The sequence below is a fragment of the Tessaracoccus sp. MC1679 genome, from assembly GCF_014164775.1.
Lineage (GTDB): Bacteria > Actinomycetota > Actinomycetes > Propionibacteriales > Propionibacteriaceae > Arachnia.
This window is the reverse complement of sequence record NZ_JACJGB010000009.1, coordinates 137,252-150,709: the sequence shown is the minus strand read 5'-3', so window position 1 is coordinate 150,709 and position 13,458 is coordinate 137,252. Positions and strand designations below refer to the sequence as shown.

At 68.3% G+C, this 13,458-nt stretch carries 12 protein-coding genes; 9 read left to right on the top strand and 3 right to left on the bottom strand.

Features of this window, described 5'->3' with window-relative positions; all coding sequences use genetic code 11:
• The first annotated feature begins 174 nt into the window (after positions 1-174).
• From H5398_RS15200 to H5398_RS15180, 5 genes are all read left to right on the top strand, one after another.
• A complete protein-coding gene (locus H5398_RS15200) occupies positions 175-1,641 on the top strand; it encodes a sugar ABC transporter ATP-binding protein (RefSeq protein WP_370586148.1) in 1,467 nt (488 codons plus the stop codon).
• Positions 1,641-2,672 carry an ABC transporter permease gene (locus H5398_RS15195; protein ID WP_182781045.1) on the top strand — a complete coding sequence of 344 codons (1,032 nt, stop codon included), beginning with the start codon at positions 1,641-1,643 and terminating at the stop codon, positions 2,670-2,672. The genes H5398_RS15200 and H5398_RS15195 overlap by 1 nt, the downstream gene beginning before the upstream one ends.
• The gene (locus H5398_RS15190) at positions 2,672-3,739 is read left to right on the top strand and encodes an ABC transporter permease (protein WP_182800622.1); all 1,068 of its coding nucleotides are present in this window, start codon (positions 2,672-2,674) and stop codon (positions 3,737-3,739) included. The genes H5398_RS15195 and H5398_RS15190 overlap by 1 nt, the downstream gene beginning before the upstream one ends.
• Positions 3,740-3,790: 51 nt before the next feature.
• Positions 3,791-4,855, top strand: coding sequence for a rhamnose ABC transporter substrate-binding protein (gene rhaS / locus H5398_RS15185; protein WP_182800621.1), 1,065 nt, complete (start codon positions 3,791-3,793; stop codon positions 4,853-4,855).
• A 1,037-nt stretch (positions 4,856-5,892) separates the two neighbouring features.
• Positions 5,893-6,252, top strand: a complete 360-nt coding sequence (locus tag H5398_RS15180; RefSeq protein ID WP_182800620.1) for a hypothetical protein — start codon at positions 5,893-5,895, stop codon at positions 6,250-6,252.
• A gap of 52 nt (positions 6,253-6,304) precedes the next feature.
• Here H5398_RS15180 and H5398_RS15175 read toward each other — a convergent pair whose 3' ends face one another.
• Positions 6,305-6,871 (bottom strand): FAD-binding protein, encoded by a 567-nt coding sequence (locus tag H5398_RS15175; RefSeq protein ID WP_182800619.1) that lies wholly within the window; start codon positions 6,869-6,871, stop codon positions 6,305-6,307.
• Positions 6,872-7,113: 242 nt separating this feature from the next.
• Here H5398_RS15175 and H5398_RS15170 point away from each other — a divergent pair, with 242 nt between their 5' ends.
• From H5398_RS15170 to H5398_RS15155, 4 genes are all read left to right on the top strand, one after another.
• Entirely contained in the window at positions 7,114-8,121 is a 1,008-nt protein-coding gene (locus H5398_RS15170) for a TerC family protein (RefSeq protein ID WP_182800618.1), read from the top strand.
• Between the two features lie 43 nt (positions 8,122-8,164).
• Positions 8,165-9,094, top strand: coding sequence for a hypothetical protein (locus H5398_RS15165; RefSeq protein ID WP_182800617.1), 930 nt, complete (start codon positions 8,165-8,167; stop codon positions 9,092-9,094).
• A gap of 70 nt (positions 9,095-9,164) precedes the next feature.
• Positions 9,165-10,151 (top strand): SPFH domain-containing protein, encoded by a 987-nt coding sequence (locus H5398_RS15160; protein WP_182800616.1) that lies wholly within the window; start codon positions 9,165-9,167, stop codon positions 10,149-10,151.
• A 28-nt stretch (positions 10,152-10,179) separates the two neighbouring features.
• Entirely contained in the window at positions 10,180-10,380 is a 201-nt protein-coding gene (locus tag H5398_RS15155) for a hypothetical protein (RefSeq protein WP_255421928.1), read from the top strand.
• Positions 10,381-10,397: 17 nt separating this feature from the next.
• Here H5398_RS15155 and H5398_RS15150 read toward each other — a convergent pair whose 3' ends face one another.
• Both H5398_RS15150 and H5398_RS15145 read right to left on the bottom strand, forming a co-directional pair.
• Positions 10,398-11,315, bottom strand: a complete 918-nt coding sequence (locus tag H5398_RS15150) for a hypothetical protein (protein WP_182800615.1) — start codon at positions 11,313-11,315, stop codon at positions 10,398-10,400.
• Between the two features lie 108 nt (positions 11,316-11,423).
• Positions 11,424-13,208 (bottom strand): alpha-amylase family glycosyl hydrolase, encoded by a 1,785-nt coding sequence (locus tag H5398_RS15145; protein ID WP_182800614.1) that lies wholly within the window; start codon positions 13,206-13,208, stop codon positions 11,424-11,426.
• Positions 13,209-13,458 lie beyond the last annotated feature (250 nt).

The window sequence follows — 13,458 nt, the reverse complement described above, 5'->3', positions numbered from 1 at the left end:
TCCGGTGACTTGACCTGGCGGATCGCTGAAACATACTGTAGCCATGAAACGACGTTGAATCGATTCAAAGGCGGCCCTCGGCGAGGAGGGCAACACACTCAAAGAGGAGAACCGCTAGTGACGGATACGGTACCCGAACCGGCGACGACGCCGGCTCTAGAGCTGTCGAGGGTAGTGAAATCCTTCGGCGCTGTCGTCGCGCTCCGCTCGGGCAGCCTGAGCCTGGAGAAGGGCTCCATCCACGCCCTCATCGGCGAGAACGGGGCCGGCAAGTCCACGCTCGTCAAGATCGTCGCCGGGCTCTACCGTCGCGACGCTGGGGAGTTCCGCCTCGAAGGGGAGCCGGTGGACTTCCACAGCACCGCCCAGTCCAAGGCAGCGGGCATCGCGGTGATCTACCAGGAGCCGACGCTGTTTCCGGACCTCTCGGTCACCGAGAACATCTTCATGGGGCGCCAGCCCGTCGGTCACTTCGGACGCATCGACCGCAAGGCCATGCGCGACGAGGCAACCCAGATCTTCGAGCGCCTCGGCGTCCGCATCGATCCCGACCGGCTCACCGAGGGCCTGTCCATCGCGGACCAGCAGATCATCGAGATCGCCAAGGCCATCTCCCTGGACGCCCGCGTGCTGATCATGGACGAGCCGACGGCGGCGCTCAGCGGGGTCGAGGTGGAACGGCTGTTCGCCGTCGCCCGAAGCCTCCGCGACGAGGGCCGCGCGCTCGTGTTCATCTCCCACCGCTTCGACGAGGTGTTCGAGCTCTGCGACACCGTCACGGTCATGCGCGACGGCTCCTACATCGACACCATGCCCATCGCGGATACCTCCGTCGACGAACTGGTGCACCTGATGGTGGGCCGCGACGTCACCGAGATGTTCCCCAAGCTGCCGGCCGACATCGGCGAGGACATCCTCGTCGTCAAGGGACTCACCCAGAAGGGCGTCTTCAACGACATCTCCTTCACCGTGCGCTCCGGCGAGATCGTCGGCCTAGCCGGGCTCGTCGGCGCAGGCCGCAGCGAGGTGGTCCGCGCCATCTTCGGCGTCGACCCCTACCAGTCCGGATCGGTCACCGTCAGCGGCCAGGCGCTGCCCAAGGGCAACCCGAAGGCCGCGATGGCGCAGGGCATCGCGCTCGTGCCGGAGGACCGCCGCAAGCAGGGACAGGTCCTGGACCAGTCCGTCGCCCTCAACCTCACGCTCGCCATCCGGCAGCGGCTGGCGAAGGCGGGCCTCATCTGGGGCGGGCTCGAGAATGCGAGCGCCAAGGTGTGGGCCAGCCGGCTCGAGGTCAAGACGGCGGCTCTGGACGCCGAGGCCGGCACCCTCTCCGGCGGCAACCAGCAGAAGGTCGTCCTGGCAAAGTGGCTGGCCACCACGCCACGGGTGCTGATCGTCGACGAGCCCACCCGCGGCATCGACGTCGGCACCAAGGCCGAGGTGCACCGGCTCATTTCACAACTCGCCCAGGAGGGGCTCGCAATCCTGATGATTTCTTCCGAACTACCAGAAGTGCTCGGCATGGCCGACCGCGTCCTGGTGATGCGCGCTGGTCGCATCACCGGCGAGTTCGACCGTGCCGACGCCACCCCCGAGGCCGTGATGTTCGCCGCGACGGCCGACGAGGAGGTCGCGTGATGACCGCGGCAACCGCAACGCTGCCGAGGCGTTCCGTGCTGGACGTGGCCGGCCACATCCTCAAGGCCCGCGAGACCGGCATCGTCATCGCGCTGATCCTCATCGTGATCGCCGCGACCGCCGTCAACCCGAGCTTCATCTTCTCCTCCGACGGCTTCCGCGACCTCCTGCTCACCCCGTCGCTGCTCATGGTGGTGGCGATCGGCCAGGCCGTGGTGATCATCACCCGCAACGTGGACCTGTCCGTCGGCTCCGTCGTCGGCCTCACCGCCTACATGACCGGCCGCCTGTTCATCGACATCGAAGGCATCCACCCAGGGCTCGTCTTCCTCGCCGGCATCGCGCTCGGCGGGCTCCTCGGCCTGATCAACGGAGCGCTGGTGGCGTTCGCGAAGGTGCCGGCCCTGGTCATCACGCTTGGCACCATGTACATCTACCGCGGCATCAACGTGGCCTGGACCGGCAGTGACCGGATCAACGCCTCAGACATGCCCGCGTCCTTCCGCGATCTCGGCACCCAGATCGTGCTCGGGATCCCGCTGTTGACCATCCTGGCGGTCTTCGTGCTGGTGGTCACCGCCTGGTACCTGCGCAACCTGCGCAGCGGCCGGGAGCTCTACGCCATCGGCTCAGATCCCGACGCCGCCCACCTCTACGGCCTGCGCGTCACCCGGCGGATCCTCTCGGCGTTCATCCTGTCGGGAGCGCTCGCCGGCCTGGCCGGGGTGCTGTTCGCGGCCCGCTACGGCACCGTCAGCTCCAACGCCGGCACCGGCTGGGAGCTCCAGGCCATCGGTGCCGCCGTCATCGGTGGCGTCGCAATGTCCGGCGGCGTCGGCACGGTGTGGGGCGCTGCCTTCGGCGCCTACCTGCTGCTCACCATCAACCGGGCCCTGCCGATCATCGGCATCCAGGACTTCTGGCAGCGCGCAGTGGTGGGCATCCTCATCATCGGCGCCATCATCCTGGACCGCGTCCTCGCCGTCCGTCAGCATCGACGACTCGTCGCGGCGAGGGAAGGAGTGAAGTGATGAGCACCGCCACGGCCCTCACCGACAAGCCCGCGAGGGAGTACAAGTCCTACCAGCACCCGCTTTGGCGCCGGATCATCGCCACCCGCGAAACCGCAATCATCGCTCTGCTCGCCATCGTCGTCGTCGTATCGACGCTGACGGTGCCCAACTTCGACAGCCCTCTCACCCTCACCTTCCTCATCCGCGAGATCGCGCCCATCCTGCTGATCGCCCTGCCGATGACGCTCATCATCGTCACCGAGGAGATCGACCTCTCGGTGGCCAGCATCCTCGGCCTGGCGAGCGTCGTCACCGGGCTCGGCGTGCAGGCGGGCTGGCCGCTGCCGGTTGCCGGGCTCGTGGCCATCCTCGTCGGGACGCTCGCGGGCGCCATCAACGGCGGGCTGATCACCTTCGTCGGGCTGCCGTCGCTGGCCGTGACCATCGGCACGCTCGCGCTGTTCCGAGGGATCGCGGTGGGCCTGCTCGGCACGACGGCGATCAGCGAGTTCCCCGACTACTGGACGGACCTCATCCGGGCGAACATCCCCGGCACGTCGATGCCGGTGATCATCATCCCGTTCCTCGTGCTCGCGCTCATCTTCGCGGTGCTGCTGCACTTCACCCCCTTCGGCCGCTCCCTCTACACGATCGGCCTCAACAAGGAGGTGGCCGCCTTCTCCGGCATCGACGTGGTCCGCACCAAGTTCTGGCTGTTCGTCATGAGCGGGGCGGTCTCCGGCTTCGCCGGGGTGTACTTCACACTTCTCTACAACAACGCCCGAGGCGACAACGCCATCGGCATGGAGCTCCTGATCATCGCCTCGGTCCTCCTGGGCGGGGTGTCGATCTTCGGAGGTCGCGGGGCGCTGCACGGCGTGATCGCCGGCGTGTTCCTCATCGGGACGATGTCCAGCGCACTGCGCCTGGCGGGAGTCACGAGCGACATCATCAACGTCATCACCGGCATCGTCCTCATCCTGTCGGTGGTGTCTGCAAGCTTCCTCGGCTGGATCCGGACCAAGCGGGTCGCGGCCATCGGAAGAAAGAAGGGACAGGCGGGCGCCACCGGCGCCGCAGCCTGAAAAGAGACGAAAGACCACCGGTCCAACGACGGGCCAAGAAAGGAAACTGCAATGTTCATCAAGGGACGCAAGACCGGGCGCTTCGGCCTCGGCCTCGTCGCGATCGCCGCATCCGCGGCACTCGCGCTGGCAGGCTGCTCGGACCCGGGCACCGAGGGTTCAGCTGACCCCACCGCAACCAGCGGTGGCGGCGACGCCGGGGGCAGCGTCAGCGTGACGTTCCTGCCCAAGAACCTGGGCAACCCCTACTTCGACACCTCCAACGCCGGCGGCGCTGAGGCAGTCGAAGAGTTCGGCGGCACGTTCGAGGAGGTCGGCCCGACGGAGGCATCGCCCACCGCCCAGGTGCCGTTCATCCAGACCGCGGCCCAGCAGGGCGTCGGCGCGCTCGTCGTGTCCGCCAACGATCCCGAGGCCATCTGTGACGCCCTCAACGAGGCGCGCGACGCCGGCGTGAAGATCGTCACCTTCGACTCCGACACCAACCCGGAGTGCCGCGACCTGTTCATCAACCAGGCCACCGCAGAGGGCATCGCGAAGGTCCAGGTGGATCTGATTACCGAACAGATCGGCGACGCGGGCCAGATCGCCGTGCTGTCGGCCTCGGCCAACGCCACGAACCAGAACGCGTGGATCGAGATGATGGAGGCCGAGCTTGAGGCCAACCACCCCGACGTCGAGCTCGTCGAGGTCGCCTACGGCGATGACGACGATCAGATGTCCTTCGACAAGACCGCCGCTCTGCTCCAGACCTACCCGGAGCTCAAGGGCATCGTGTCCCCGACCACCGTCGGTATCGCCGCTGCGGCGCGCTACCTGTCGACGTCGGACTACAAGGGCAAGGTCATGCTGACCGGTCTCGGCACCCCGAACCAGATGCGTGAATACGTCGAGGACGGCACCGTCGAAGCGTTCGCGCTGTGGAACCCTGCCGATCTCGGCTACCTGGCCGCCTTCGCCGCTCAGGCTCTCGTCAACGGTGACATCACCGGCGCTGAGGGCGACGAGTTCGAGGCCGGCAAGCTGGGCTCCTACACCGTCGGTGAGGGCGCCTCGGTGCTGCTCGGCGAGCCGTACGTGTTCAACGGCGACAACATCGCGGACTTCGACTTCTGAGTTCCGCACCAACCAGGCAAGGCGCCGTCCGGGGTTGACCCGGGCGGCGCTTCGTCCTGTCGCGGTGTCGACGCCCTGTAGTTCCCTGATCAGTGGGCTGGCCGCCCCCCATCGCTCCCTGAGGAGGCGCGCCGCCGAAGGCGCGGGTGCAGTCCCTGCCGCTCCCTGAGGAGGCGCGCCGCCGAAGGCGCGGGTGCCGTCTCGAAGGGTCGTGACTACCACCTTCACGCAGTTCTTGTGGTCGGGTGCGGTGAGGCGTGAGTCGATGCCCGGGCGGCCGTTGTCCAGGGTCCTGTTGTTGGCTGCCGGTCAGTGTGTGGTCGGGGTGTTGAGGCCGCCCGGGCATCGGCTCCCGTCTCCCCGCACTCGCCGTGTCTGTGGCGTCGCCGGGTTCGGGTGCGGGCCGGCAGGGCGGCGTGGGGGTCAGGTCAGCTCGAGCGGGATGCCAGTTGGGTGATCGTCGGGTTGGGCACCGCTGCGCAGTGCCGCCCTGACGTCCCCCACCCTCGCTGTCAGGTCCAAGTTCTCGACCCTTCGAGACTCCCGCGGTCGCTTCGCGACGCGGGATCCTCAGGGACCGAACTGTCGCTCCCTGAGGAGGGCCGCCCGCGGAGCGGCGTGGGCCGTCTCGAAGGGTCGTGACTACTGCCTTCACGCGGATCTCGTCGTCGTTGCGGGACCCTCAGGGACCGAGCTTTCGCTCCCTGAGGAGGGCCGCCCGCGGAGCGGCGTGGGCCGTCTCGAAGGGTCGTGACTGCAACCTGGCGAGCAATCCAGACCCGCTGAGGGCGATGCCCTGCACCCGTGGGCCGATCGTGGCGATGGCCGCATTGTGGACGGACAGCCCCCGACCCATCGCCCAGCCCCCTCTGCTGATCTGACGGAGGTGACCACCAGTCGTGTCGCGGCAGGCGAGTTGTCCACAGAAAGGGGCATGCCGGGGAAGTCCGCGGTGCGAATCCAAATAAGAGTGTGCACGTGGGAGCACGAACCGGCGACGGCCGACGAGTGAGGATGCACACCAGAAGGGACACCCCATGACCGATGACACACACGAAATCGCCGAGCTGCTGGACGAGGCCTGCCATCTGATGATGCATGACGACTCCATCCCCGGCATGTCGCAGCTGGGGGTGGTGGCCTGCTGGACGTTGGCGGCGTCCCTGGCGGCGGGGAGGCCGGTTGTAGCCCTTCGGTTTCCTGGGACGGCCGCCCGCTGCTTCGCCTGGGCCGCCTTTCGAGTCTCGAGGTGGGACCCGCGGCGGCTCACGGACGATGAGCTGTTCTTCGCGATGATGGTGCGCGACGTGGACCTGGACATCGCCCGACGCCAGCCATCGAGGGCCGAAGAGCCGTTGGTGATCGGGGCCCCACGCATCGACCTCGCCTGGAACTGACCTGCCACTTCCCGGCGTGCACGACACGCCGTCGCGATGTCCTCCCGAGCCCCTATGTGGGGTTCGGGGCCGGGTCCGACGGCGTTTCGTGCACGGCGGGCAGCGCCAACGCGGCCGCCCGCACCTCAGCCAGCGGCACGCGCGCCCCCACCGCGACACTCAAGGCTCCCGCGAGCACCCCGTCGACGATCGGGGCGCTGAAGTCCCCCTGCTTGAACAGGAACGACACGTCGAGGAGCTCGTATCGGTGGCCGCCGTCGTCGAGCGGCTCCTGGAAGCGTGAACCCCCGTCCACGAACGTGCACTCGACGGCGGGGAACGTGCGCTGAGCATCCGCCGCCCGGTCCCAGGTCCGGACGGAGGCGACGGTGTCCGCGACCGCCTGACCATACGCAGCGGAGTTCGCCCGGACGACGTCGGCCACCGTTCCCGGGATCCCCGACAACGCCTCGACGCCCATCCACCCCTCGGCGACGGCGCGTTCGACGAGCCCGTCCCAGCTCTCGTCGGCGGCCACCGTCACCTGGACCCCGCCGCAGAAGGCGAGGTCGTCGACATCGCAGGCCGAGTCGTCGATGACGAACCCGGAGATGGGCAGGGAGGTCTGCAGAGAACTCATCCCCCCATTGCACGCCGCCGCGACCCTCAACTCAAGGCCCCGCGACACTCGGCTCTCGGCCGGGACGGCATTGCACGGAAAGACGCCCTTGAACAAACCTTCAACATAGGCTTCAATAGTGCCCACGGAGGGGAGTATCCCCCAGGCGCCTCGTCGTCATTACGGTCCGCCATCGGGCCCGGCGAGCCGGTCTTCGGACCGGGAGAGACCTCCGATCGACTGACTCGATCGGAAGGTTCCTCATGGACGTCTCACTCTGGGTGTGGGTCGGCGTCATCGCCGTCATCCTCGCCATGCTCGCCGTGGACCTCGTCGCCCACCGCGACGCCCACGTCATCAAAGTCCGCGAGGCCGCGGCCTGGAGCGCCGTCTGGGTGGCGCTCGGCGTCGGCTTCGGGGCGCTGCTCTGGTGGTGGCAGGGGCCCGAGATCGGTCAGCAGTACTTCGCCGGCTACCTCATCGAGAAGTCGCTGGCCGTCGACAACGTGTTCGTCTGGGCCGTCATCTTCAGCTACTTCGCGGTGCCGCCGCAGTTCCAGCACCGCGTCCTGTTCCTCGGCGTGCTCGGCGCGCTGGTCCTCCGCGGCGCGTTCATCGCCGTCGGCGCCGTCCTGATCGAGAACTTCACCTGGATCCTGTACGTCTTCGCCGCCTTCCTCCTCTACACGGGCTGGCGGATGATCCGGCAGCGCGACGAGCACCTTGACCCCGAGCAGTCGGCGGTGCTGCGCCTGTTCCGCCGCTTCGTGCCGATGACCGACGCCTACTACGGCCAGCGCCTCCTGATCCGCAAGGGCGGCGTGCTACTCGCCACGCCCCTGCTGGCGGTGCTGGTGCTGATCGAGGCCACCGACGTGGTGTTCGCCGTCGACTCCATCCCCGCGATCTTCGCCGTCACCAGCGAGCCGTTCATCGTGTTCACGGCCAACGCGTTCGCGATCCTCGGCCTCCGCGCCATGTACTTCCTCCTGGCCGACCTCATGCACCGCTTCGTCTACCTCAAGATCGGCCTGGCACTGGTGCTGATCTGGGTGGGCATCAAGATGGCGCTCAAGATCGACGTGTTCTACATCCCCACCGCGATCTCGCTGGCGGTGATCGCGACGATCCTCACCGTCTCCGTGGTCGCCAGCCTCCGGGCCACCCGCGGCCTTGCCCCCGCGGCCGTCGTCGAGGGCAGCGGGCCATTCCGGATGGCCACCGACGACGAGTTGGCTGAGCTCGAGGGCGTCGCGGGCCGGAGGGTGTGAGCTGGGCCCCGCCTGGGGGCTCGGGGCTGCCTAGAGTGGTGCCATGTCCACCCAGACGGACGACGAGGGCACGATTCAGTGGCTGGTGGAGGGGGACGTCGCGGTGCGGTTCCAGACGCACCGCGACCTCCTCGACGACGAACGCCCGGACCTCGAGCGGCTCGTCGCCTCAGACGGTGACGCCGCGACCATCCTCGCCGCGCGCGGCGCCGATGGGCACTGGGGTCGCGGGTTCTACCAGCCCAAGTGGACCTCCAGCCACTACTCGCTGCTCGAGCTGCGCGACCTCGGCGTGGCCCCCGGGCAGGCGGAGTGCGCGTCCACCGTCGCGCTGATCGCACGGCAGAAGGGCGGCGACGGGGGAGTGAACCCGTCGGGCGAGATCAAGGAGGCCGACGCCTGCATCAACGGCATGTTCCTGGCCTACGCCTCGCACTTCGGGGCGACGGCGGCGGATCTTGAGAGCGTCGTCGACTTCCTGCTGGGCCAGCGGATGCCCGACGGCGGGTTCAACTGCCGCGCCAACCGCTCCGGGGCGTGCGTCTCCTCGGTGCACACCACCACCAGCGTGATCGACGGGTTGGCCGAGTACCTGCGGCGGGGGTACGGCCATCGGGACGGGGAGGTGAGTGTCGCGGTGGGTGCGGCTGCGGAGTCGCTCCTGGCGAGACGGCTATTCCTGCGCCGTTCGGACCTGCAGCCGATCCGCGCCGACTTCACCCGGCTCCACCATCCGCCGCGATGGCACTTCGACGTGCTGCATGGGTTGGACGTCCTGCGGCGGGCGGGGGTGTCGCGGGACCCGCGGATGGACGATGCCCTGGCCCTCCTCCAGCGAAGGCGTCGCCGCGACGGGCGCTGGGCCGCGGCTGCCCAGTTCCCTGGCGAGACCCACGTCCAGTACCCGCCCGCCGGCTCGCCCAACCGCTGGGTGACGCTGCGAGCGCTCCGGGTGCTCCGCCACTTCGGCTAGGCGCGGTTGCGCGCCCCCCGATAAAGTGATATCACTTAGATATCGAAATTCTCGCGGAAGGACGCGTACCATGAGCACCCCCCACATCCCAGATCCCTCAACAGACCTCGAGGGCGACTCGCTCGGCGGCGCACCGTCGGGCCGTCCGGTGGGCCGGGAGGGCGCACGGGTGGACATCGAGGAGCGCAAGGCCTGGTACGTCGACGGCCTGCTCGCCTTCTTCGTGGCCCTCGTCATCGGCGCCCTCGCCACCTGGCAGGGCGTCCTCGCGGGCATCCAGCTGGAGAACAACGACGGCGGCGGCTGGCGGATGTTCCTCGCCATGCTGGCGTTCCTGCTCTCCATGGTGATGTTCTCCTCGCTGACCATCATCAGCCCCGGAGACACCAAGGTCATCCAGTTCTTCGGCCGCTACATCGGCACCATCCGCAAGGCCGGCCTGCTCATGACCGTGCCGTTCACCACCAAGAAGAAGGTCTCGGTCAAGGTCCGCAACTTCGAGACCAACGAGCTGAAGGTCAACGACGCCGACGGCAACCCCGTCAACATCGCCGCCATCGTCGTCTGGCAGGTGGCCGACACCGCCAAGTCCGTGTTCGCCGTCGAGCAGTACGACGAGTTCGTGGCCGTGCAGTCCGAGTCGGCCCTGCGCCACGTGGCCACCACCCACCCCTACGACAACGGCGAGGCCGGCGAGGAGACCCTCCGCGGCTCGACGGAGCTCGTGGCGCGGGAGCTGGCCGACGAGGTGGCCGCACGGATCGCGATCGCCGGCCTCGAGGTGGTGGAGACCCGCATCTCCTCGCTCGCCTACGCCCCGGAGATCGCCCAGGCGATGCTGCAGCGGCAGCAGGCCTCCGCCATCATCGCGGCGCGCGAGAAGATCGTCGAGGGCGCGGTGACCATGGTGCAGAAGGCGTTGGAGCGCCTCGAGCGCGACGATGTGGTCACCCTCGACGACGAGCGCAAGGCGGCCATGGTGTCGAACCTGCTGGTGGTCCTCACCAGCGATTCGAGGGTGACCCCCGTCGTCAACACCGGCTCGCTGTACACCTGAGTAGCGGCGCGACGGCAGGGGGCAGGTCATGATGGCCGAACGCAAGGCGGTGCTGCTCAGGCTCGACCCCGCCGTCCACGACGCGCTGGCGCGGTGGGCCGCCGACGACCTGCGCTCGGTCAACGCGCAGATCGAGCTCCTGCTGCGTGACGCGCTCAAGAGGGCGGGTCGGTCTCCGAAGGATGCCGGCCCGCTGCCTCAGCGGGGTCGGCCCCCGAAGGAGTCGTGAGCCTTCGTGGCTCGCGGTCAGCGAGCCGACGGCACCCCGTGCGCGGCGAGCAGGTCTGCCACCGCGTCCGGGGAGGTGAGGACAGCCTGAGTGATCACGGTCCTGTGGCACGTGAGCACCAGCTCCGTGAAGCTCGGCGGCGAGGTCTTCTCGGGCCTGCGGATCTCGAAGGACGTCATTCTCCGGAACGGGACCCGGGTCACGTTGTAGGCGTAGTTGGAGCGGCGGAAGAGCGGCTCGACGGTCCTGTTGCGGTTGATGATCACCAGATCTTCGGATGACGCGAGGATCATCGCCCCAGCCGAGCGGCGCCGGCGGCCCCGCTCGTTGAGGCAGGACTGGCCGGGCTCGTCGACGTGGATCGGCTGGACGCGCTCGGTGGCGCCGGTGTTGAGGGCCAGCAACAGTGAGCCGAAGAAGTGGTACTTGGGCGGCGCAGTCGAGGAGGTCACGACGGGGGCCGCCGGCTGCTTGAGGTCGCCTGGCCCGTGGGACAGGACGTAGCGGTCCACCTCCGCGATCGTCGGGTGCGACACGGCGTTGTACTCGACGTCCAGCGCGCCTCCGTCGGCGAGGAGCAGCGTCCATCTGGCCACCAGGAGGTTGGTGTGGAGGATGGTGGCGACGACGTCGTTGCGCGGCGCCTCGCGGCTGGTGACGTCTGTCGGTCCTGCCCGCAGTACGCGCACCTTGTCGGGGAAGACGGCGATCACCGATTCGTACAGGTCCATCCCGGGGTGAACCTTGGCGCGATCGATGGGGCGCGGCACCTTGAGGAGGTATCGGGCGCCTTCAAGGTCGGGCCACCATCGGCTGAACCGGCGGGGAAGGTCTGCCGGGTCCTTGACCTCGGCGATCCAGGGCCCGAAGGCGTCGTACTCGCGCAGATCGTCGGGATCTGCCGCCGCTCGCCAGGTCGGGATTTTGGCAGCCATCATCGGAGTCTCCCAGGTGCGCGACGGTGAGGTCGTCGTCGGCCCGTCCCGAGGCGCGGTACCCCGACGACTCTACCTTCGCCAGTTCACGCGGGCCACCCCCAGTGGTCAGGCGTCCTGGCTGTAGATGAGCACCGAGTACGGGCCCACCGAGATGTTCGAGTGCGCCCCCATCCCGTCCTCGTCCTCCTCGAACGCCGTGACGTCGAAGGAGTCGTGATCGCCGAACAGCGAGCTGTAGAGCTTCGCGTCGCTGTTGAACCGCAGCTTCCACAGCCCGCCGTGCGGCATCCCGATCCGGTAGTCGGTGTAGGTGTTGGTGCTGAGGTTGACCACCACCACGACGTCGTCGCCCGCCCCGTGGTCCATCCAGCGCTGGAAGACGATGACGTTGTCCTCCTCGTTGACGTGGTAGACGTTCAGCCCGCGCCCGGTCAGTCCGCGGGTGACGCCGCCCCGGTTGAGGCGCAGGTCGATGAGCGTCTTGTACAGCTTCGTGATCCCCTCAAACCGCTTGATCCGGTCCCAGTCCAAGGGGTCGTCGTCGGAGAACCAGCCGCCCTCCAGCGCCTCCTGGCCCTGGAAGATCATCGGGATGCCGGGGCTGGTCATCACCAGTGCGCCGCCGACGGTGGAGCGCTTCTGCGCGAACCAGCCGTCGGCGTTCTCCGGGTCGATCTCGTGCGGGACGCGCGCGGAGCCGTTGGCCACCTCGTCGTGGGATTCGGTGTACACGACGCGGCGGAACGGGTCGCCGTCGTAGTTGTGCGAGATCGCCTCGGCGATGGAGGACAGCGACCGCTCCTCGTCGGTCATCGCCGTGATGGCGTGCCGCACGGGGTGCACGAACTCGGCGTCCCACTGGGCGTGGAAGCCGGCGCCGTGGTCCTCGGTGCCGACGATGCGGTCGTGGCCGTGGAGGTCCTCGGCGATCGAGATGCGGCCGGGGTACTGGCTGCGCAGGGAGTCGGTGATCCAGCGCATCAGCCCGAACCCCTCCTCCAGTTCGAACCCGCCGCCGTGGACGCTGCGCATATAGGGCGTCATGTCGAGGCGCAGGCCGTCGACGTGGTACTCGCGCAGCCACATCATGGCGTTGTCGTGGATGAAGCGGCGCACCTCCTCGCGGCCGTAGTCAGGCCGGGTGTCACCCCACGGGGTGGAGGAGCGGTCGTCGTTGTAGAAGTAGATGCCGCCCTTGCCGTTCTCGCCCCAACCGTCGAACTGCCAGAGATCCAGGTCCGAGGGGCCGAAGTGGTTGTAGACCACGTCGAGGATCACCGCGAAGCCGCGGGAGTGCGCGGTCTTGATCAGGGTCTTGAAGGCGTCCGGGCCGCCGTAGGCGCTCTCGACCGCGAAGATGTGAGCGGGGTTGTAGCCCCAGGACTGGTCCCCGGCGAACTCGGCCACCGGCATGATCTGGAGCGTGTTGACGCCGAGCTCCTGGAGGTAGTCCAGCTGCTCGATGACGTCGTGGAAGCCACCGACGCCGTCGTCGGAGGGGGCGAAGGAGCCCACGTGCATCTCGTAGATGACCATCTGGTGATGCGGCGGGCAGTGGGCTGTCTCGCCTTCCCAGTCGTAGGCGGCGTGGTCGTAGATGACGCCGTTGCCCACGGAGTTGGTCACCTGCATGGCGTAGGGGTCGATCCGGTCGAGCTCCTGCTCACCGTTGGTGAGGTGGAACTTGTACTCCTGCCCTGCCGTGGCGCCCTCGACGAAGCCGTACCAGAAGCCGTTGCCCTCGTCGCCCAGTGGGTCGGCGGTGATGCTCCACTCGTTGAAGTCGCCGGTCACGGCCACGCTGTCGGCGTGGGGTGCCCAGACCCGGAACGCCACACCGCCGTCGGTGATGATCGCGCCCATCCCGGCCAGGGTTTCGCGTTCGGCCATGGAGTCCCCCTCTGTGTTTGTTGTGCGGCGATTCGAGTGTGCCCGATCGGGGGGCTGGCTGCCAGTGCCTCCGGGAGTGTGGATTCTGGGACGGTAGACCGTCCCAGGATCCTCACCCTGCGAGGCCACCCTCCCCCCGACCCCGGCCAGGCCCACCAGTCCGGCCCCGGAGGGGCTGAATCTCGGGATTTCGGTGCTCGGGCCGAGGGAGGGGCCCGGTGCGGGCAATCAGCGAGGGCACGTCGGACAC